A 20,827-nucleotide genomic window follows, 5' to 3' on the forward strand; every position below is an offset into this window, starting at 1 on the left:
TGGCTCTGGCTCTGGCTCTGGCTCTGGCTCTGGCTCTGGCTCTGGCTCTGGCTCTGGCTCTGGCTCTGGCTGGAGTGTAGATTCGTGACTATCCTGAGCAATATCTTCTGCAGAAGAATTTTCCACAACTTCAGATTTTTCTACTGCGTCCTGTTGTGGTTCTTCAGGTGCAGCGGCTTCAGAAACCGGTACACCACCATTTTGCAAAATCCGCTGCACACCTTTCACAGTGTAACCTTGGTTATAAAGTAAATCTGCAATGTAGCGTAAAATATCTATGTCTGATGGCCGATAATAGCGGCGCCCACCACCACGCTTTAAGGGACGAACCTGATGAAACTGGGTTTCCCATAACCTCAGCGTATGCTGTGGCACATGTAGTTCATCCGCCACTTCACTGATGGTTCGGAACGCAAAAGGCCCCTTATTGGAATGTGCTGACTCCGCGCTAACGCCTTCCGTTTCCGGAAAAGATTTTGCTTCCCCTGTTTCGGAAAAACTCTGCGCTTCATCAGTCATGATCATGCTCCGCTTCTGCATCTAGCGTTTCGTGGTTTACCTCAGCACGCAGAAGCTGACTCGGACGAAAGACCAAAACAGAGCGTGGCAAAATCGGAACTTCCTCACCCGTTTTTGGATTACGGCCGCTCCGCTGGCCTTTTTTCCTCACCGAAAAAGTGCCAAATCCACTGATTTTAACACTTTCGCCGCGTTCAAGAGCGTCCATCACCGTCTCCAGAACATCTTCCAGAAGGACGGAGGATTCTTTACGAGACAGGCCAACCTGCTGATAGATCTGCTCTATCAAGGATGCACGTGTGACAGTTTCCATAAAAATTAAAGTAACACGCCTGCACGCCGCGTCAATTCATTCACGCGGTTGTGCTTGCAATATGTTCTAAAATTATATGCGTACCAGCGCGGATCCCCATGTCAGGCCACCACCCAAAGCTTCCATCAAAACCAGATCACCTTTTTGGATCCGCCCATCCCGCACAGCTTCATCCAGTGCCAATGGCACAGATGCCGCAGAGGTATTGGCATGCCTGTCCACCGTTATCACTACTCGCTCGGAAGGGAGATTGAGCTTTTTGGCAACACCCTCAATAATCCGGATATTGGCCTGATGCGGCACCAGCCAATCCACATCTGCGTAAGACAGCCCTTCATCTTCCAAGGCTTCATCTACGGCGGAAGAAAGCTTGCCAACAGCATGACGGAACACATCCCGCCCGCTCATTTTCAGATGTCCACTTTTGTCGGGCTGGCCCACCGCCCCATCAACATACAACAGATCCCCTGCCGTGCCATCAGAATGCAAATGCGTGGAAAGAATGCCACGGTCATCCGGATTATCAGAACCAGAGAGCACAACAGCACCCGCGCCATCACCAAACAACACACAGGTTGCGCGGTCTTCCCAATCCATAATGCGGGAATAGACTTCCGAACCAATTACCAGCGCATTCCGAATTTGACCGGATCGGATGAATGCATCTGCTGTTGAAAGTGCAAAAATAAAGCCCGAACATGCAGCGGCAATATCAAAGCCAAAACCCTGCTTCATGCCCAATGCAGCCTGAATACGCACAGCCGTTGCCGGAAAAGCCTGGTCGGGCGTGGCTGTTGCAACAAAAACCGCATCAATATCTTCAGCAGTCAGCTTGGCATACTCTAAGGCGCGCCGCGCAGCTTCTGCCCCCATGCTAGCCGCTGTATCATTCGGCCCAACAAGATGGCGACGGGTAATACCTGTGCGGGTTCTAATCCACTCATCTGATGTTTCAAGACGTTCTGCCAGCTCTGCATTGCTAACAACCCGATCTGGCAGGAAACCGCCAAACCCTACCAGAAGCGAACGTTTCGCCATAAACCGTTCTTTCATTATCAGCCAACAGCATGCGGTAGCGACCCAACATGCCGCTACTGATCAGACAGTCTTGCACCAATCAGGAAACGGGAACCGCTGGCTCACGCTCCTCCGCATTTTGCTGGGGAGAGAGAAGTGCACTCATATGGGAAAGACGATCACGGATACTGTCGTTAAATCCGTGTGTCACCATATCCATTGCCACATCAACCGCTGCGGCAAAGCCTTCTGCATCCGTGCCGCCATGAGACTTTACCACCACACCATTCAGGCCCACAAAAACGGCCCCATTATAACGGCGCGGATCAAGCCATTCCTTCATGCGCTCCAAACCCGGACGCACAAGCAGATATCCTATTTTGGAAACAATACCGCGCTTAAAGACACGCCGCAGAAGAGTGGTGGCCATTTTAAGCACCCCTTCCCCGGTTTTAAGCGCAACATTTCCTGTAAAACCATCGGTCACAACCACATCGGTTGTACCAGCGGTAATATCATGCCCTTCCACAAACCCGTGGAACTGCGCAGCCAATGGGCTTTCACGCAGGGCTTCTGCTGCCACACGCAGCTTTTCATCACCCTTCAGCTCTTCCGAACCGATATTGAGCAACCCGATGGTAGGGGCAGGCAAGCCCAGCACAGCCTTGGCAAAAGCTTCACCCATTACGGCAAATTCCACCAGGTTACGCCAGTCACACGCAACATTCGCCCCCAGATCCAGCATGACCACATCACCCTTGATGGTAGGGCTGATGGCCGCCATGGCAGGACGGGAAATACCGGGAAGGGTTTTGACAACAATTTTGGCCAAAGCCAGCATGGCACCACTGTTACCAGCAGAAACCACACCACGGGCGCGGCCACTTGCCACGGCATCCATGGCAAGGCGCATGGACGATTGCCGCATCCGCAAGGCGGATGTTGGCTTCATATCCATGGGGATAGACTGATCCGTATGCGAGATAGTGCATATGGCAGCAGCCTTGGGGTACTTTGCCAGCAAAGGCCGCAACTGGGCTTCATCTCCCAGCAGCAGCACCTTGATGCCTCGGTGCCGTTCAGCGGCGGCGGCTAGCCCGGCCACAACAACTTCCGGAGCCCCATCACCTCCCATCCCATCCACAGCAAGGCTGAACACCTCGTCCTGTTCAGAAAGGGAATTATCTGGAATCTCGGTCTTGTTCATGCCTGCTTCTCTGCCATACCGCAGATGCCTTGCTCCCTCAGAGCGCGCATTACGCTGCAATGCGCGCTTTACCGCAAACCCACGCTAATTAAGCGCGGACAGCAACCTTAAGCGCCTTGCCAGAGGCAACCACTTCACGGCCATCGTAATGGCCACAATGGCTGCACACATGGTGCGGGCGCTTCAGTTCGCCACAGTTAGAGCATTCAGCAAAAGCTTCCACGTTCAGAGCTTCATGGCTGCGACGCATGCCACGACGTGAAGGCGAGGTTTTCTTCTTGGGTACAGCCATGAGCCCGAGCCCCCTCTTGAAAAACGGTTTAAAAACGCCCGGCAGCGTGTTTTTTCACTCCACCGGACAACAACACAGGTTTATCACCAGACTGAGCCGGGGCCTCTAGCAGACAGCAAGCTTTTTCGCAAGCAATCCAGAAAGAAAACCCGTCCCGCGCCTGTATCAGGCCTTCCCCGGTTTCAGCCGAGACAGGGCCGCAAAGGGGTTCTGCTTTTCATCCTGCTCCCCTTCTTCCAGAAGTTTTTCTGCCTCTTCCTCACTCAAGACAAGGCCTTCTGGCAGATCAATTTCAGGCGCATGCGGGTATGGGTTCAGGTCAAGCGCAAACTGCTCTACAGCAGCTTCGCCCAGATCTATGTCCTGCCCTTCATACGGAATTTCATCAATCGCGTCCAAATCAGGCTCTTCGGGCTCTACAAACCGTTCAGAAGGCACAAACCGAACACTGAATGCTCCTGCCAGAACATCCTCAAAATTTTCAAGGCTGACAACGCAGGTCTGCGTATAATGAACAGCCAGCGCACCTTGCGCCTCCACCACACTGTGCTTGTCTGCCTTTAGCAGATACCGGCAACGGAAAAGTGTAATTTTTGGTAATCCCAAACGGCGGGCAATGGCTGCACATTCCTGCTCTGTTGCTTCTACTGTCACTGCAGTTTCCTGCCCCCCGATTCGGCGTAACGCCATTGGGCGAGAAAATTCTGGTTTTTCAGACATGGCAGCCTCCTGAGCTGGCAGAGGAAGAGTGCTTGCGGGGGCTAGAGCACTTTGAAGGACACAGGGCCGCCCACAATGCTTTTTCTAATTGGGGCTTTTTGAAGGAAAGCTAAAGGGGGTAAAGTGTAAAAACGAATGAAAAAGCCATTCTGTAATTGACGCTTCGTACCAGTTTGAGGCATCGGACTGTTACATGGCGCGCAATGCGCGGATGCCTTAAATGTTACACTTAGGGAAGCCCCAACCGAATGAAGCCGCCACGCCAGAACAAAATATCACGCCTGCGTAACACCTGTGGCGCGCTGGCGGCGGTAATAGCGCTTTCTGGCTGTGCCGTTTTTGGGCCAACCCCAACGCCCCGTGGTTCTTTGGTGGAAGCTGATGATTATAACCAGCTGATTCCTGGCGCTAGCACGCGTGCTGATGCACTGGATTTACTGGGTTCCCCCACCACCAAGGGGGCGTTTGATGACAATACATGGATCTATATTTCCATGAGCACATATCTGGTTCCCATGGATTTTCCGGGAATCGGCAAGCAGCAGGTTGTGGTGTTAAAGTTTGATGATGCCGGCACACTGCAAACTCTGCGCACATTGAACAAAAAAGATTCCCGTTCTGTAGCCATGATCAACAGCATCACCCCCACACCGGGTACCAAAATCAATATTCTGCAGCAGATTCTGGGCAACGTGGGTCGCTACAACCCCATGCAGAACATGATGGGTGGCGGCGCCGCCGGTGGTGGCAGCGGCATGGGTATGATGAACAATCAGGGCCCGGGCCACTTTGGCTCTGGCAACTCCCTGTAAGCTGCAAAATTATTTAGCGTGGCAAGAACAGCCTGACGCGCAGACCACCCATTGGAGAATCCTGCAATTCCATTTCTCCACCATGCGCACGCACAATATCGCGTGAGATGGTCAACCCTAGCCCGGTTCCCCCTCCTCGTCCGCTCTCAAATGCCCGTAGAACACTGTCTCGGCGGTCAGGGGGGATACCTGGGCCATCATCATCCACCATCATCACCACACCGTCAGACACGGCCTGTGCACTCAAGCTGATATGCGCCCCATAGCGCCGGGCATTATCCACCAAATTAGTTAACGCACGCCGCATGGCATCTGGGCGCATATGCACCCTCAGCCCAGGCGCAACACGAACCGAAAAAACATGTGCTCCAGCCCTTCGTGCGGCAGCGGCTACATCCTCCAGAAATGGCTCCACGTCTGTTTCCACAACATTTTCGGCTCCTTCCCCGCGTGCAAAAGCCAGATAACTGGCAATCATGTGCTCCATTTCAGCCACGTCACCAATCATGTCTTCAACATCGGGTTGAATATCTTCTGCCTGTACCACGCCGGTCCGCGGCATCATGGCCAAGGAAAGCCGCAAACGGGTGAGAGGCGTGCGCAGATCGTGCGAAACACCTGCCAGAACGCCCGTACGTTGCGATACAAAGCGGTAAATCCGATCTTGCATACGGTTGAAGGCCACAGCAGCCTTACGCACTTCCTGCGCGCCTGCTGGGCGAATGGGACCTATATCGCGCCCAAGCCCAAATTGCTCGGCAGCATGCGCCAGACGCCGAATGGCCCGCACCTGATTGCGCATGAACAGGCTGGCAATAACAAACAAAAGTAGAGAACTTCCAACCGCCCAAGCCACAAACAGCCAGATCTGGCCCATATCCAGCCGCTTACGTGGTGCCTCCACATCCAGCACACCATCTGGCAACTGAATGGAAATCTTGACTGTGTGTGGGTCTTTTCGCCAATTTACAAAAAATGGATAACTGATGGAGGCACGCAAAGCACGTGCCAAATCTTCATCCATAGGCCCCAATACATGGGTGGAACCAAACCGTTTGAGGCGTGCGTTGGAATGCCATGTTTCCACCAACAACAGATGTTGTTGCGCCTGCTCTACAAACCATTGCCTGTCTGCCGGTTTTTTCAACCGCTCCAGCGCATTCAGTGAAAGCACAATTTCCGATGTCACGGCATCTGAAAGACGACGCGAGGCAACTTGCAGAAAATTGCCATAAAACACTTCCAGCGCGATCCCCTGCGTAACCAGCAAAGGAATCAACACAATCAGCAAGGATCGTGCCAGTAGGGAACGCGGAAGAACGCGCCGCATGGACTTTTCCATCCTGCGCGATTTCCAGAATGAGGATGGAAAAAGTTTCAGGCTGCCGCGCCGCATAATTTAATCTTACAGCCCCGGTTTAAGCACGTAGCCACGCCCACGAATGGTATGCAGATAACGGGGCTCCTTTGGGTCTGGCTCAATGCGCCGCCGCAAACGCGTTACCTGCACATCCACGGCGCGTTCACCAATTTCCGCCATATCTAGTGCTTTGGCAATCTCCTCGCGCGAGAACACATCGTTTGGTCTGCGTGCCAATACGGAAAGCAGCGCGGCCTCCCCTCCCGTTAGATGGATTGTGCCATTGGGGCCGCTTAAAATATGCCGCTCCGGGTCAAACTCCTTATCTCCCAACCGCACAATACGTAGATTATCCGTTGCAGGTGCGGGTTGGTGTCGGCGCAAATGTGCCTTCAAACGCAAAAGCAGCTCACGCGGCTCAAAAGGCTTGCCCAGGTAATCATCCGCTCCGGCTTCCAATCCCGTAATACGGTCTGCTGGCTCACCGCGGGCTGTCAGAAGCAAAATGGGCAGTTCCTGCCCCTCATTCCGCAGCGCACGTGTGAGTTCCAGACCGTTTTCACCCGGCATGGTAACATCCAGCACCATGGCATCCGGCTGAATCCCTTCTAGCGTTTGCCGTGCCTCTGCGGCACTTGCCGCCACACTGACCCGAAACCCGTGCTCGAACAGATAACGCTGCAAAAGGCGCCGCAACCGTGGATCATCATCAACAACAATCACATGGGGGGCAATATCCTCTTCCACACTCTCGTGCTTATGCTCCATGCTGCCCTCCTTTTTTGCCTGCTGCGTCCTCATTCAACACAGACCGACTTTGTTCGGATAACATCCCACGCATCACGCGCCGAAACCCTTCTACTGCTGCGCCCCCGGCCTCGCGATACGCGGCAACAAGCCGTTGGCGCACAACGGCAAATAAACGGGCTTCTGCCTCTTTCCCGGCCGGGCTTAAAAAAAGCAGACGCTGCCGCCGATCCTGACGGCCTGGCTGACTTGCCAGATACTGCCTTGCTTCCAGCTCATGCATGGTGCGGCCAAGGCTTTGTTTTGTCACCCCCAACACAGCCTGAAGACGGCTGACGGGAATACCGGGGCTAAATGCCAGCACCTGCAATACCCTGTAATGCGCATGGCCCAATCCATTTTCTTCCAGAACAGGTTCAACAGCCTGCGCCATATCCCGCGATGCCAGAAACATGAGAGTTTGCGCCAAACGCAATTGCTCTTCACGCAGGAAGAGCAGATCTGCCCCTGCTGTTTCATGAGGTAAGGACATGCGCATTCAGGCTCCCTGCAAAGGTTCAGGCCCGCGCCATAAAGGGAAAACCACCCATACGGGCCTTGATACGCCCAAAGCGCAGAACATCGGCCAGGCGCCTGTCTATAAACGCGGCCAAAGCAGCTTCATTATCCCCACGCGCCAGCCAATAGAGCAATACAGACGTATATACGCCTCCCAAACTCAGGCGTTTGGTGACATACGTGAGACCTGAAGAGTCATCTTGTGCAGCCTGCCAAATTGCATTGATTGTGCGCATCATGGCACGCCGAAGGGCCTTACCCTCACACGGTGCCAACAAAACAGACAAACCTTTACGTGTAGCCGAACGGACAGACGCATCTATGGGCAGCCGATAAAGCAGCGCCTGTCGAACACGCTGGCTTAACCGAGGCGCTTCCGTATCCCACATGGCATCCAGCATATCTCTGTCACACAGATCAAACCATGCCTCTACAAGCTCTGCACTCCCACCGGGAAAAAGCAGATCGGCATCTGGGCCTGCCACTTGCAGCAGCACATCCATCCCCCATCCCTGTTCTCCGGCAACGTCGGCCATCTTGCGTAGAATGTCATCCCGCGCAGGATCACGCTCCAAAGGCGCAGGCATAATGCCAGCAGCCAAGGTTGCCACTGCCAACGAAATGGCCTGGCTTATTCTACCCGCACGTGTGCTCATGCCTTATGCCCCATACCGTGTAATTTCTTTTGCAAAACCAAATTTGCTCATATCCGTCATCCGCATGGGATAGAGGATTCCATCCAGATGATCCATTTCATGCTGCATGACATGGGCCCGAAAGCCGGTGGCCAAGCCTTCAACTTTCTGCCCGTACTGATCAAACCCGGCATACCATATGCGTTTGTATCGTGGCACTTCCCCACGCAGATCAGGGATAGAAAGGCAGCCTTCCGCCCGTATCAGCTTTTCATCATCAACCGGCGTTAAAACCGGATTGATCAAAGCCTGCACAGGCAAAGGTGGATCATCCTCTCCTTCACTCCGGGCAAGCGGCACGCTGTAAATAAAAAGCCTTTGGGAAACAAAGACCTGCGGTGCAGCCAAGCCAACACCACCGCTTTCTGCCAGTGTTTCACGCATATCTTCTATCAGGCGCTGAACATCTGGCGCTGTGGGGTCTGGTACCTCCTGCGCAGGCTGCCTTAAAACCGGGTGCCCCATGCGGGCTATTGCAAGAACGGCCATTTTTCACCCCATTTTTAGGGAGGTTGCACAATAAAAGCACACAGAAGTGCATTTTAAACACGAAAGAACAAATTGTATCTTGTCTAAAGGCCGTGTTATAGAGGCCGCCAACAAAGGAATCGGCGCCCCGCAAGGCCGCGACGGTTCCGGTTCCGTATAATCTACAAAAAGCCGGGTTACCCGGATTTTTCTGAAACAGGGGTTAGAGACCAAGTGCACGTTCTCGTCCGTGACAACAATGTCGATCAGGCTCTTAAAGCGCTCAAGAAGAAAATGCAGCGTGAAGGCATCTTCCGTGAAATGAAGCTGCGTCGGCACTACGAAAAGCCGTCTGAGCGCAAGGCCCGTGAAGCGGCAGAAGCCGTGCGCCGTGCTCGTAAGATGGAACGCAAGCGTCTGGAACGCGAAGGCTTCTAAGCCTTTCCATCCTTTTACCCAAAAAAGGCCGGCATCCCACGGATGTTCCGGCCTTTTTTGTGTCTGCTGTGCGCCGCAATCTTGCACACAAAAAAAAGCCGCTCCACATCTAAAGTGAAGCGGCTTTTTAACTTGTAACTTACGAAGCGTTACTTCTGAAGCTTATCCAGTTCCCGCACAATGGCTTCACCCATAACGGATGTGCCAACACGAGCCATGCCTTCACTCATGATATCAGCCGTGCGCAAACCGCTTTCCAAAACATTGGAAACAGCCTGCTCAATCATGTCTGCCTCTTCCTGCTTGTTCAAAGAGTAACGCAGCAGCATGGCAAAAGACAGAATCTGTGCAATGGGGTTTGCAATGCCTTTGCCCGCAATATCCGGCGCACTGCCGTGGATGGGTTCATACAACGCAGGGAATTTGCCATTTTCATGTACGGCACCCAACGTTGCAGAAGGCAGCATGCCCAAGCTGCCCGTCAACATGGAAGCAAGGTCAGACAGCAGATCACCAAACAGGTTGCCGGTGACAATCACATCAAACTGGCGTGGGTTTCGCACCAACTGCATGGCGCAATTATCTGCCAGCATGTGAGAGAGTTCCACATCCGGGAATTCTTTGGCGTGCACATCTGTCACCACTTCCTTCCACAGAAGGCCGCTTTCCATGACATTGCATTTTTCAACAGAGCACACACGGTTAGACCGTTTGCGCGCCAGATCAAACGCCACACGCGCTACACGCTCAATTTCTGCTGTGGTGTACACTTCTGTGTTAATGCCACGCTTGCTGCCATCTGGCAGGGTTTCAATGCCACGCGGATTGCCAAAATAGATACCGCCCACCGTTTCACGCACGATCATGATATCCAGACCACGCACCACATCCGGCTTAAGCGTGCTGGCATCTACCAGTGCATCAAACACTTTGGCCGGACGCAGGTTGGCAAACAGCCCCAGTTCCTGCCGCAGCTTGAGAATGGCCACTTCCGGACGTTTTTCAAACCCGACATGCGCCCATTTTGGATCCCCCACGGAGCCAAAAAGCACCGCATCTGCAGCCCAGGCCTTCTCAATCACTTCATCACGGATCGGCACGCCGTATTCTGCCAGAGAAGCACCACCCACCAGATCTTCCGTAATATCTAAGGTCAGGCCACGACGGCTTTGCAGCCAATCAATAACGTGCCGGACTTCCCGCATGATTTCGGGGCCAATACCGTCACCGGGCAGAACAAGAAGTTTTATGGCTGTGTTCTGTGCAGTCATCATGCAGCTCCAGAATAATCAATCAATATGAATGGAAGGCATCCAAGGTTTTTCCCGGTTTTCCCGGTTTTCATACCCTTCGATATTTGTTTCGTGCTGAAGTGTCTGGCCAATATCATCCAGCCCTTCCAGCAGCAGATGCTTGCGGAAGGGATCAATCTCAAAAGGCACTTCCTGCCCATCTGGCCGCACAATAACCTGCCGGGGTAGATCAACCGTAAGGCGGGCATTGCTGCCCATGCTGGCATCTGCCATCAGCTGGTCGCAAATTTCACGCGGCAGGCGGATCGGCAAAATGCCGTTCTTGAAGCAGTTATTGAAGAAGATATCGGCAAAGGAAGGCGCAATCACGCACCGGATACCAAAATCCAGCAGTGCCCAAGGCGCATGCTCGCGCGAGGAGCCGCAACCCAGATTATCATAGGTAATCAGGATTTCGGCTTTCCGCCACGGTTCCTTGTTCAGCACAAAATCCGGGTTTTCTTTACCATCTGGCAGATAACGCATGGCATCAAAGGCATTTTTACCCAAGCCCGTACGCTGCGTGGTTTTCAAAAACCGCGCCGGAATGATTTTGTCCGTATCAATATTGGCTTCTGGCAGAGCCGCTGCAATAGCCGACAGGGTTGTAAACTTTTCCATTATGCCAGCTCCCTCACATCAGTCAGGCACCCGGTTACGGCCGCAGCCGCAGCCATGGCAGGAGACAGCAGATGTGTACGACCACCCGGCCCCTGACGTCCTTCAAAATTACGGTTGGATGTGGAAGCACAACGCTGGCCCGGTGTTAGCCGATCCGGGTTCATGCCAAGGCACATGGAGCACCCGGCCTCACGCCACTCAAAGCCTGCATCCAGAAAAATCTGGTCCAGCCCTTCTTCTTCCGCCTGCCGCTTGACGTTGCCCGAACCCGGCACAATCATGGCGCGCACGCCTTCAGCCACCTTGCGGCCTGCAGCTATCTGTGCAGCGGCACGCAAATCTTCAATGCGGCTATTGGTGCATGAGCCAATAAAAACAACATCAACCGGTGTGCCAGCAATTTTCTGCCCGGCTTCCAGCCCCATATAGTCCAGCATACGCTGCATCTGGGTGCGTTTGGCTTCATCTGCCTCATCAGCAGGGTTCGGCACGGTGGCCGTAATGGGCAGCACAGTTTCGGGGCTTGTACCCCATGTCAGGCTGGGGCTGATATCTTCTGCCCGCAGCGTCACTTCCTTATCGAAATGCGCACCTTCATCAGAAGCCAGCGTTTTCCAATAGGCAACAGCCTTATCAAACTCTTCACCCTTGGGGGCAAACGGACGGCCACGCACATATTCAAACGTGGTTTCATCTGGCGCAACCATACCTGCGCGTGCACCGGCTTCAATGGCCATGTTGCACAACGTCATACGCCCAGCCATGTCCAGCCCACGAATGGCGGAACCTGCAAATTCGATTACATGCCCTGTGCCACCAGCCGTGCCGATATGCCCGATAATCGCCAGCATGATATCCTTGGCAGAAACGCCAGCACCAAGCGTGCCATCTACCGTAACGCGCATGTTTTTGGCCGGCCGCTGCAGAATGGTCTGCGTGGCCATAACATGCTCGACTTCCGACGTACCAATCCCGAAAGCCAGCGCACCCAGCGCACCGTGCGTAGAGGTATGGGAGTCCCCACACACAATGGTCATGCCCGGCAGGGATATCCCTTGCTCTGGCCCTACAACATGCACAATACCCTGATTGGCGGAAAGCAGCGGGAAATACGGAACCCCGAATTCCTTAACGTTGCGTTCCAGTGTTTCAATCTGGTTGCGGCTATCGGCTTCTTCAATCGGCTGCGTGCGGTCAGACGTGGGCACGTTGTGGTCAACCACAGCCACAGTCTTTTCCGGGTGGCGCAACTTACGCCCAGCCAGACGCAAGCCTTCAAACGCCTGCGGACTGGTGACTTCGTGCACAAGGTGCCGGTCAATATAAAGAATAGAGGTGCCGTCCGGCAGAGTTTCAACGACGTGATCATCCCAGATCTTGTCGAACAACGTACGCGGGCCCATGCCCTCCTCCTTTATATTTCTTACGCTACATGCATGCGCTCACCTATTGAGCCAATGCTATTGCGGTATGCCTATATATCAAAAAGACCCGACTGACATAGGCCAGCCGGGTTTTAAAAACCATATCAGACCGATGTGAACGGTTATATGGTTTTAGCTGGCTGCCGGAGCAACCACTTCGCGCGGGCGTTCTGCAATACGGGCAGACTTACCGCTACGGCCACGCAGGTAGTACAGCTTTGCACGACGCACTTTACCACGACGCACAACCTTGATTTCTGCAACCGTAGGTGCGTACAGCGGGAACACACGTTCCACACCTTCACCATTGGAAATCTTGCGCACAGTGAAGTTGCTGTTCAGGCCCTTGTTGGAACGGGCAATCACAACGCCTTCAAAAGCCTGCAGACGGGTACGTTCACCTTCCTGCACCTTAACGGAAACGCGCACCGTATCACCGGCTTCGAATTCCGGAACAGCGCGCTCTGCTGTCAGACGCTTAATTTCTGCAGCTTCATACTGCTGAATGATGTTCATGTCGGTATCCTTCCTCAAACCCCAAAATGGTCTGTCTGTGCGGCCCCGCCCACAGCTTCAGCCATGTTTCTTTCCTTGCGAGCCAGCCAGGCAGACCACAGATCCGGCCTTCTTTCCCGCGTTATTTTTTCTGCCTGCTTCTGCCTCCAGGCCGCGATGGCGGCATGATTGCCCGAAAGCAGGATTTCCGGCACAGCGCGCCCTTCCCACTCGGCAGGACGGGTATAGTGCGGATATTCAAGCAGCCCTTCGGAAAAACTTTCCTCTACGCCACTTTCCTCACACCCCATCACGCCGGGCAGCAGGCGCACACACGCATCCAGCAACACCAGTGCGGCAGTTTCCCCACCCGAGAGAATGTAATCTCCGATGGATACCTGCTCAACGTCATGCGCTTGCAGCACACGTTCGTCCACACCTTCAAACCGGCCACACAGTAACAACACCCCAGCACCAGCCGCATAACGCCGCACATTCTGCTGCGTTAACGGCCGCCCACGCGGTGTAAGATACACACGCGGCACATCTGCTGGTGCCTGAGAGGCAGCAAAAGCGGCATCCACCACATCTGGGCGGATAACCATGCCTGCACCACCACCAAATGGTGTATCATCTACTGCACGATGCCGGCCCAGACCATGCTGCCGCAGATCTTCCGTCCGACATGCCCACAAGCCTTTTTCCAGCGCTCGCCCTGCAAGGGAAAGCCCCAGAGGGCCCGGAAACATTTCAGGAAACAGCGTGATAACAGTGGCCTGCCAGTTCATGGCTGTGTCTCTGCTTTCTGCCGTTTACCAACACCACGCCCTTCTTCCCCCGAAACTTCTTCGGGGCGAACCACCGTAATTGTCCGTTGTTCCAGATCAACCTTGGGCACACAGGCACGGGTAAATGGAACAAGGGAACCATCACTCAGTTCCAGACTGGCGCCAGCACCATAATCATGCACCATCACAACACGACCGAGAGAAAGACTGTTTTCGAACGCTTCCATGCCAATCAGATCAGCATGGTAGAATTCTTCTTCCTCAGGTTCCGGCAAAGCTGCACGCAGCACATACAGGCGGGTGTTCACCAACGCCTGCGCGGCATCACGATCAGCCAGTGGCGTGCCATCGGCATCCCGCAATTCGGCTACGCTATCCGCCCCACGCCAACTTAAAAACCATTTACGGCCCTGATCGTCCTGCAATACCCCACACTGTTCCAGCGTTTGTGGGTTTTCCGCATAAGAGCGCACGCGCACAAGGCCACGCACACCATGCGGTTTACCAACAACGCCCATCAGAATGAGGTCTGAGCACATGATGGTTTCAGGCTTTAGGCAGCAGCGGCTTCGGCAGCTTTAGCGGCTTCAGCAGCGCGTTCCTGCGCCTTCTTCTTCGGAGCAGACTTTTTAGGCTGTTCACGATAAGCGGGCTTAGGTGCCAGACCTGCGTTACCAAGGAAGCGAGCCACGCGATCTGTCGGCTGAGCGCCTTCAGACAGCCAATGCTTGATGCGTTCTTCTGTCAGACGCACGCGTTCAGCGTGATCAGACGGCAGCATTGGGTTATAAGCGCCAACCTTTTCAATGAAACGGCCATCACGCGGGCTGCGGCTATCTGCCACAACAATGTGGTAGTAAGGACGCTTCTTGGCACCTGCGCGGGCAAGACGAATTTTAAGACTCATTCGGAGTTACTCCAGACCCAAAAATAAAAAACCCGAAAAACTGCTTCTAGAAATAGACCGCCTTAGCGGAAAGGATTGCCACCAGGTCCACCCGGCGGCCCTCCCCCTCCCATTCCTTTCGGCATGAGCGCGGACATTCCCTGGCGCATGAGACCTTTCAAGCCCAGTTTGTTGAAGCGCTTCATCATAGAGGACATCATATCAAACTGCTTGAGCAGCTTGTTAACATCCTGAACTGTAGATCCAGACCCGGCAGCAATACGCTTTTTGCGAGATGCCTTGATAATGGCAGGGTTTTTACGCTCTGCCTTGGTCATGGAAGAAATAATGGCAAGGTGCTTTTTCAGGATCGAGGTATCAAGATCCTTGTCTCCCAAAGCTTCCTTAACCTTACCCATACCCGGGAGCATGCCCAGAATACCGGAAATGGACCCCAGCTTGTTGATCTGGCGGATCTGGGATGCGTAGTCATCCAGATCGAACTTACCCGCCATCATCTTCTGGGCGAGGCGTTCACCTTCTTCCTGATCAAGCGTATCGGCGGCTTTTTCAACAAGCCCGGCAATATCGCCCAACCCAAGAATACGGCCAGCTACACGTTCTGGATAGAACTCATCCAGTGCGTCCAGCTTTTCACCCGTGCCAATCAGCTTGATGGGGGCACCGGTAATGGCACGCATGGAAAGCGCTGCACCACCGCGGGAATCACCGTCCATCCGGGTCATGACAACACCGGTTACACCCACAGCCTCATTAAAGGCCTTGGCGGTATTTACGGCATCCTGCCCAGTCATGGCATCTACAACCAGCAGGGTTTCTGCCGGATGTGTGACATCACGAATCTGCCGCACCTCGTCCATCAACGCTTCGTCTATGGAAAGACGACCGGCGGTATCAAGGATAACGACATCATAACCTTCAAGCCGCCCTGTGTTGAGGGCACGCTTGGCAATTTCTACAGGTGTCTGCCCAGCAATAATCGGCAATGAGGTAACACCAACCTGCTCTGCCAACTGCGCAAGCTGCAACTGGGCAGCCGGACGCTGCGTATCCAGAGAAGCGAGCAGAACCTTTTTACGTTCACGCGTTTTAAGGCGCAGGGCCAACTTACCAGAGGTGGTGGTTTTACCAGACCCCTGCAAACCCACCATCAGAACGGGAACAGGCGGGGTGGAATTCAGATTAAGGGGAACAGCACCAGCACCGCCAAGAGCATCAATAAGTGCATCATTGACAATTTTAGCGACAGCCTGACCGGGGGAAATGCTTTCCAGCACCTCATGCCCAACAGCGCGTTCCTTAACCTTGTTTACGAAGTCTTTAACAACAGGCAGCGCAACGTCTGCATCCAGCATAGCCAGACGGACTTCCCGCATTGCCTCCAGAACATCGGCTTCAGACAGCGCTCCCTGTTTAGCGAGGCCATCAAAAACGCCGGAAAGCTTGCCTGAAAGAGCTTCGAACAAAAGTATTACACCCCATAACAAGACGCGCCACTGCGCGAAAACTCGCGGAGTGGCGGGCCTGATTTGTTGCAGGGGTTACGGGATACCCCTGCGAAAGTCAAGAACCTTCTGGCGGTTTACTTGCCAGATTTACCAGCATCAGCTGCTGGGGCTGGATGTTCAACAGCGTGCAACTGGTCCAGTAGATCATGAATCTTAACCTGACGGGCATGAATCTGAGCCAGCTGATCTGTTGTCAACACATCATGGATGCGGGAAGCTGTTTCCAGATGCTGAGATTCACGCTGGGCACGCAGTGTTGCCATTTCCTGCTGCAGAGTTGCAACCTTATCTTTATCCACCGGGCCGGGGGATGTCAGAGCATCTTCAATCTGGCGGTGGATCTTGTCGAAATCACCACGGAGGTCCTGATCCTGATCCTGACGGTGCGCTTCCTGCAGAATGGTCTGGATCTGCTTGCGCTGCTTTTTGGTCAGATCAATCCCATCCAGTGCATTCAGTCCTGCACCCGGAATGCCGGGGCCAAAGCCGTTTCCATAAAATCCGTTACCGGGTTCTGCATGGGCACTTACGCCTGCAACAGAAACACCTGCAGCCACAATTGCTGCCAGAAGGGTCTTTTTGATTTTCATAATCTCTATGCTCCACAAAACTTGAACTGCTTCATACTTGGGGAAGATTGCAAACTTGCCAAGGGTTACGCTGAATATAAATCCTTTGACATTCAGGTTTTATTCAGACCGTTAGCTTGCGAGACAATTCCAAAAAACGGGCCGCATCAGATGCTTCGCGCTGTATACTGGCAATGCGGTCTGTTATTTCTGTATCTTCACCCCACACAGCCATCTGCATACGTTCATCCAGCGTTGCGCAAGCCACCAGATCATTCACACTGCCAGCTTGACTGACCAATGCCAAACCCAGCACAAGGCTCCCTAACGCAGGTACGGCAACCGCAAGCACAGCCAGTTCCGGGGCTGTCAGCTTTTCCATGGCATCATAGAGCTTCTGCAAAGAGTCTTCCGGCTGCGCTATTGGCATCACGCCAGATGACGTGTGCAGGCTCACTCCATACTGTTTATGCAGCCATGCCAGCCACGGATCCCATTCCTTGCGTTGCGCCTGCGCCAGCTTTCCTTCACCCGGCTCCCGATAACACAGCAGGTCGCTCCGGGCATAAGCCAGAAGGCTGCGCAAAACCCCCTCCCTTTCGGCGGGAATGCGCTCGATCATGGAACCCGCAATACCGGTAAGAGGCAGATCTGCAGGGGTAAAATACCCATCTGCATTTTGTCCGGCGGCCTGCCATTCTGCCGCCAGTGCATCTGCCAATGCGCGAGATTTCACACATAGCGGTGTTTTGCCTGGCAGGCGGATATTCCGGCCATCAAGCTGCACCGCAAAACCGTGCTCTTGTGGCACAACATTTGCCTGCTTCCAGAAGCGCTTGCGGCCCGCAGGCGCATTGCCAGACACATTATGTTCGGGAGATGCCATTTTCATTGGAACAGCCCCAGACCACGCAACATGTTCATGACCTTTCCTTCCTTACCCGCCTTTTTCTGTGGCGCATCTGGCCCTACCCCACCTTCACGCGCAGCAGAAAGCATGGCGGGGCAACTGTCTCCCTCTCCATCATTTCCACCAATGCTGATGCCGTAACGGCCTTCATAAGCCGGATCCATGCGCGGTTGAGGGTTTGCAAATGTGCCTGTAACCGCAACATCGGAAGAAGCAGATGCCCCACCCAACAACACACGAGGAGACAGATGCATATCCAGCGCCTGACTACCCAGCCCCACTGTGCCGTGCCCATGCAGAACCAGAAACGGTGTTTCCAACCCCAGCATGTCAATATTGGCGTTCCCCTGCGCAAACTGCATATGGGTGCCAAAACATCTTACAGGCATCTTGCCTTTAACGGGCACCTGCGGCCCCAGCAACGTGCGTATAACAGCACCACTTACGCTACCATCCACAACTGAAACACCAAGATGCCCAGCCAGACTGTTCCGTCTATCTTCCGGCGTTTCCCCCTGCGTGGAAACCGCGCCGACAAGCTGCACTGTGCCGGAAAGGGATGAAGAAAGACCAAGCCAGCGTTCAACAACCGGCAATGGCAGAAAGACCGGGTGCGCAGCCAACTCAATCTGGGGGGCAGCACCTGATACATCATAGACCAGACGGCCCGCCTGCTGGAACCCATTCCCCTCCGCCTGCACCGGGTCAAGCGTCAGCCGGCTGTTTTGCAATGTGGCATGGGTGCTGACATGCGCCCATGTTACACCCTGCCAGTTTACACTTTGTGCCTGCACATCTACCGCGCCACTTGCCCCACGCAGCACATCCGGCACAGCATGGTGCCGCACCAGCGCAGCCGTATTGGTAACAACCACATGTCCATCGACCTTAAGACCGTTGGCGGCTGGCAGATCTCCGCCAGGCACCACATGCGCAAGCTGCCCATGCACATCCAGCGCAGAAGCTCCGGCACTCAAAGTGCCTGTGCCATGAATACTGGATTCACCCTGTGTAAGTGTTAAATCCACCGGCACAATTTCCTGCGCAACATGTTCGGGCAAAGCCAGTTGCTGCATCGTGCCCACCGTGCCACGCAGGCTCAACATCTGTGCGCCAACCTGCCCATCAATCTGGGCTGTTACCGGGTCTGTTGGGCGGGCGGTGTCTATGACTATGCGCGTTAATGCCGTTTGTGGCACCCATGCGCCTACGTCCACATTTTCGGCGCGCACATGCAGGCTTTGCGGCGCGGGCTGCGCGCCCTGCCCACCAACAGCCATATCAACAGAGACATTGCGCCCATCTGGCAAATTGGCATGCGGGAAAAAGACATTCAGATCACGCAACTGCGCAACAGAACCACCAATCTGCAACGCATAGGCTTTTTGGCCCTGCGGATCTGTAATGGACCCATCTATATGGGCCAATCCGGCAGGATGCCCGTTAACTGTAAGAGAAAGCCTTAACTGCATTGGCAATTGGGCAGACATAGGCAACAAAGGCCCGGTTTGCCCTGTAAGCGCCAGTTGGCCTGCCCCCTTGCGCAGCTTCACATCAAAATCAGGCGCCGTGCCAGATAGCCCCTTAATCTTGCCTTCTGTCACTTCAAACGCACCAGAACGATGATGCACCGCATCACGCCAGCCAACCTGTGCCTGTGTCAGCAGAAGATCTGATACTGTCAGATTCCAATGCATCTTGCCTGAACTGGCGGAACCCCCAGCGCCGTTGCTCAGGTGTTCCTGCGGCGTAAAGTGCCAATCTGCCCGCCCATCTGCCAAACGCCGCAGTTGCACCTGCGGGCTGATAAGACTGACATCTTCAAACGCAATACGGTGTGAAAACAGGGGCAACAAAGCCAGCCGAGCCCGCACCTGCCTGATATCCAGCATGTTCACGCCATCTTCCGCCACGCTAGAAAGCTTTACATCCTTTGCTTCCACCCACGGAAAAGGCAGAATCCATACATGCAGCTGGCCAATTGTCAGATGGCGGCCTGTGCTGCTTTCCACGGCATCGGCCAACCGTGTTTTAAGCCAGTCTGCATCCTGCGTGGCAGATACAATCGTGGCACCGCCCAGCGCCAGAACAGCGGCCCCCGCCAGCAGGCCGATTTTCCATTTCAGACGCATGCGCGCTTCTCCTGTTTCAACTTTAACCGACCCTATCCTTAGCCACCACGGCGTGACGGTGGCGGTGTGGTGCCCGGCACAAAACCAAGGGTTCGGAAGGTTTCACGCATATGCGGTGGCAATTCGGCACTTACGGTCAAGCGCCCCCCTGCCGGGTGCGGCATATCCAGCATACGGGCGTGCAGATGCAACCTGTCTGTAAAACCAGAAGGATGGGCTGCCGCTCCACCATATTTGGGATCACCCAAAATGGGCGTGCCTAAAGATTCGCAATGCACACGGAGCTGATGCGTGCGGCCAGTAAGCGGTGAAAGCTCCAGCCACGAGAACTTACGCGCTGCCGAATCCAGCACTTCATAAACAGATCGCGCGGATTGCGCATCGGCATCCTTACGGTCAGCCGCCACGGTGATGGAACCAGGGCCAGCCCCCAAACGCGCCAATGGCTGATCTATCTCGCCCGAAAGTGGGTCAGGCCGCCCAACTACAACAGCCCAGTAGATTTTTTTCACATCCCGACCACGGAAAGACGCCGCAAGCTTGGCCGCCACACCGGGGGTGCGCGCCAGCAGCAGAAGGCCGGAAGTATCTTTATCAATCCGGTGCACCAGCCGTGGGCGCGGATCATCTTCTTCCCGCAGACCATCCAGCATCATGTCAATATGTTTGGTAATACCGGGGCCACCCTGCACGGCAAGCCCTGCGGGCTTGTTGAGGACAATAACGTGCTTGTCCTGATACACCACCATCTTGCGAATTTCGCGCGCCAGTTTTTCATCCAGCGGGCGCGGCACATCTCGCGCAGGTTTGGCGGCCATGGGTATAGGCGGCACGCGCACCGTTTGCCCCGGTTCTAACCGGGTGGAGGCTTCCACCCTTTTGCCCTCAACACGAATCTGGCCCGTGCGGCACAGTTTTTGAAGCGCCCCCTGCGTAAGATGCGGGTAATGGCGGCGGAAATAGCGATCCAGACGAATACCGGCTTCGTCTTCGCTTACGGTACGATTGACAACACTCATGCGCCGATATTCACGA

25 protein-coding genes are annotated in these 20,827 nt (G+C 54.4%); 2 read left to right on the forward strand and 23 right to left on the reverse strand.

Going from position 1 to position 20,827, the window contains the following annotated elements:
• From CSR02_RS13710 to CSR02_RS13735, 6 genes are all read right to left on the reverse strand, one after another.
• The coding region (locus CSR02_RS13710) for a MerR family transcriptional regulator (protein WP_143225605.1) at positions 1 to 519 on the reverse strand (519 nt) is incomplete at its 3' end.
• Complete coding sequence (locus CSR02_RS13715; RefSeq protein WP_003623929.1) at positions 512 to 832, reverse strand: integration host factor subunit alpha; 321 nt, start codon at positions 830 to 832, stop codon at positions 512 to 514. The genes CSR02_RS13710 and CSR02_RS13715, both read right to left, overlap by 8 nt.
• Before the next feature lie 72 nt (positions 833 to 904).
• Entirely contained in the window at positions 905 to 1,885 is a 981-nt protein-coding gene (locus CSR02_RS13720; protein ID WP_099542026.1) for a beta-ketoacyl-ACP synthase III, read from the reverse strand.
• Positions 1,886 to 1,949: 64 nt separating this feature from the next.
• The gene (plsX, locus tag CSR02_RS13725) at positions 1,950 to 3,056 is read right to left on the reverse strand and encodes a phosphate acyltransferase PlsX (RefSeq protein ID WP_042787547.1); all 1,107 of its coding nucleotides are present in this window, start codon (positions 3,054 to 3,056) and stop codon (positions 1,950 to 1,952) included.
• Between the two features lie 88 nt (positions 3,057 to 3,144).
• Positions 3,145 to 3,348: a 50S ribosomal protein L32 gene (gene rpmF / locus CSR02_RS13730; RefSeq protein ID WP_006116507.1), complete on the reverse strand. Its 204-nt coding sequence runs from the start codon at positions 3,346 to 3,348 to the stop codon at positions 3,145 to 3,147.
• Between the two features lie 165 nt (positions 3,349 to 3,513).
• A complete protein-coding gene (locus tag CSR02_RS13735) occupies positions 3,514 to 4,068 on the reverse strand; it encodes a DUF177 domain-containing protein (RefSeq protein ID WP_042787548.1) in 555 nt (184 codons plus the stop codon).
• A gap of 248 nt (positions 4,069 to 4,316) precedes the next feature.
• Here CSR02_RS13735 and CSR02_RS13740 point away from each other — a divergent pair, with 248 nt between their 5' ends.
• A complete protein-coding gene (locus CSR02_RS13740; RefSeq protein WP_099542027.1) occupies positions 4,317 to 4,880 on the forward strand; it encodes an outer membrane protein assembly factor BamE in 564 nt (187 codons plus the stop codon).
• 13 nt (positions 4,881 to 4,893) lie between these two features.
• Here CSR02_RS13740 and CSR02_RS13745 read toward each other — a convergent pair whose 3' ends face one another.
• Genes CSR02_RS13745 through def form a run of 5 tightly spaced genes read right to left on the reverse strand, consistent with a single transcriptional unit; the run spans position 4,894 to position 8,729 of the window.
• Complete coding sequence (locus CSR02_RS13745; protein ID WP_099542028.1) at positions 4,894 to 6,276, reverse strand: ATP-binding protein; 1,383 nt, start codon at positions 6,274 to 6,276, stop codon at positions 4,894 to 4,896.
• Between the two features lie 9 nt (positions 6,277 to 6,285).
• Complete coding sequence (locus CSR02_RS13750; RefSeq protein ID WP_052013539.1) at positions 6,286 to 7,008, reverse strand: response regulator; 723 nt, start codon at positions 7,006 to 7,008, stop codon at positions 6,286 to 6,288.
• Positions 6,998 to 7,519 carry a MarR family winged helix-turn-helix transcriptional regulator gene (locus CSR02_RS13755; protein WP_099542072.1) on the reverse strand — a complete coding sequence of 174 codons (522 nt, stop codon included), beginning with the start codon at positions 7,517 to 7,519 and terminating at the stop codon, positions 6,998 to 7,000. The genes CSR02_RS13750 and CSR02_RS13755 overlap by 11 nt, the downstream gene beginning before the upstream one ends.
• A 25-nt stretch (positions 7,520 to 7,544) precedes the next feature.
• Positions 7,545 to 8,201: a ubiquinone biosynthesis protein COQ9 gene (locus CSR02_RS13760; protein WP_099542029.1), complete on the reverse strand. Its 657-nt coding sequence runs from the start codon at positions 8,199 to 8,201 to the stop codon at positions 7,545 to 7,547.
• 3 nt (positions 8,202 to 8,204) lie between these two features.
• Positions 8,205 to 8,729 carry a peptide deformylase gene (gene def / locus CSR02_RS13765; RefSeq protein WP_099542030.1) on the reverse strand — a complete coding sequence of 175 codons (525 nt, stop codon included), beginning with the start codon at positions 8,727 to 8,729 and terminating at the stop codon, positions 8,205 to 8,207.
• A 213-nt stretch (positions 8,730 to 8,942) separates the two neighbouring features.
• Between def and rpsU the strand changes: the two genes are divergently transcribed.
• A complete protein-coding gene (gene rpsU / locus CSR02_RS13770) occupies positions 8,943 to 9,146 on the forward strand; it encodes a 30S ribosomal protein S21 (RefSeq protein ID WP_019088333.1) in 204 nt (67 codons plus the stop codon).
• Between the two features lie 149 nt (positions 9,147 to 9,295).
• Here the strand turns inward: rpsU and leuB are convergent, their stop codons facing one another.
• The 12 genes from leuB to CSR02_RS13830 all read right to left on the reverse strand — a co-directional run bounded on the left by leuB (position 9,296) and on the right by CSR02_RS13830 (position 20,811).
• Positions 9,296 to 10,420 carry a 3-isopropylmalate dehydrogenase gene (gene leuB / locus CSR02_RS13775; protein WP_099542031.1) on the reverse strand — a complete coding sequence of 375 codons (1,125 nt, stop codon included), beginning with the start codon at positions 10,418 to 10,420 and terminating at the stop codon, positions 9,296 to 9,298.
• A 15-nt stretch (positions 10,421 to 10,435) separates the two neighbouring features.
• Complete coding sequence (gene leuD / locus CSR02_RS13780) at positions 10,436 to 11,059, reverse strand: 3-isopropylmalate dehydratase small subunit (protein ID WP_050820118.1); 624 nt, start codon at positions 11,057 to 11,059, stop codon at positions 10,436 to 10,438.
• Positions 11,059 to 12,462, reverse strand: coding sequence for a 3-isopropylmalate dehydratase large subunit (gene leuC / locus CSR02_RS13785; protein ID WP_099542032.1), 1,404 nt, complete (start codon positions 12,460 to 12,462; stop codon positions 11,059 to 11,061). The genes leuD and leuC overlap by 1 nt, the downstream gene beginning before the upstream one ends.
• 153 nt (positions 12,463 to 12,615) lie before the next feature.
• Positions 12,616 to 12,999, reverse strand: a complete 384-nt coding sequence (gene rplS / locus CSR02_RS13790) for a 50S ribosomal protein L19 (RefSeq protein WP_003623953.1) — start codon at positions 12,997 to 12,999, stop codon at positions 12,616 to 12,618.
• Positions 13,000 to 13,013: 14 nt separating this feature from the next.
• Positions 13,014 to 13,766, reverse strand: coding sequence for a tRNA (guanosine(37)-N1)-methyltransferase TrmD (gene trmD / locus CSR02_RS13795; protein WP_099542033.1), 753 nt, complete (start codon positions 13,764 to 13,766; stop codon positions 13,014 to 13,016).
• Positions 13,763 to 14,305 (reverse strand): ribosome maturation factor RimM, encoded by a 543-nt coding sequence (rimM, locus tag CSR02_RS13800; protein ID WP_099542034.1) that lies wholly within the window; start codon positions 14,303 to 14,305, stop codon positions 13,763 to 13,765. The genes trmD and rimM overlap by 4 nt, the downstream gene beginning before the upstream one ends.
• 14 nt (positions 14,306 to 14,319) lie before the next feature.
• The gene (gene rpsP, locus CSR02_RS13805) at positions 14,320 to 14,673 is read right to left on the reverse strand and encodes a 30S ribosomal protein S16 (protein WP_042787560.1); all 354 of its coding nucleotides are present in this window, start codon (positions 14,671 to 14,673) and stop codon (positions 14,320 to 14,322) included.
• A gap of 62 nt (positions 14,674 to 14,735) precedes the next feature.
• Entirely contained in the window at positions 14,736 to 16,139 is a 1,404-nt protein-coding gene (gene ffh / locus CSR02_RS13810; protein WP_099542035.1) for a signal recognition particle protein, read from the reverse strand.
• Between the two features lie 116 nt (positions 16,140 to 16,255).
• A complete protein-coding gene (locus CSR02_RS13815) occupies positions 16,256 to 16,771 on the reverse strand; it encodes a Spy/CpxP family protein refolding chaperone (protein WP_099542036.1) in 516 nt (171 codons plus the stop codon).
• A gap of 103 nt (positions 16,772 to 16,874) precedes the next feature.
• Positions 16,875 to 17,642 (reverse strand): ATP12 family chaperone protein, encoded by a 768-nt coding sequence (locus CSR02_RS13820; protein WP_099542037.1) that lies wholly within the window; start codon positions 17,640 to 17,642, stop codon positions 16,875 to 16,877.
• Positions 17,639 to 19,792, reverse strand: a complete 2,154-nt coding sequence (locus CSR02_RS13825; protein WP_099542038.1) for an AsmA family protein — start codon at positions 19,790 to 19,792, stop codon at positions 17,639 to 17,641. The genes CSR02_RS13820 and CSR02_RS13825 overlap by 4 nt, the downstream gene beginning before the upstream one ends.
• 38 nt (positions 19,793 to 19,830) lie before the next feature.
• Complete coding sequence (locus CSR02_RS13830; protein ID WP_099542039.1) at positions 19,831 to 20,811, reverse strand: RluA family pseudouridine synthase; 981 nt, start codon at positions 20,809 to 20,811, stop codon at positions 19,831 to 19,833.
• Between the last annotated feature and the right edge of the window lie 16 nt (positions 20,812 to 20,827).

Source organism: Acetobacter pomorum (assembly GCF_002738225.1).
Lineage (GTDB): Bacteria > Pseudomonadota > Alphaproteobacteria > Acetobacterales > Acetobacteraceae > Acetobacter > Acetobacter pomorum.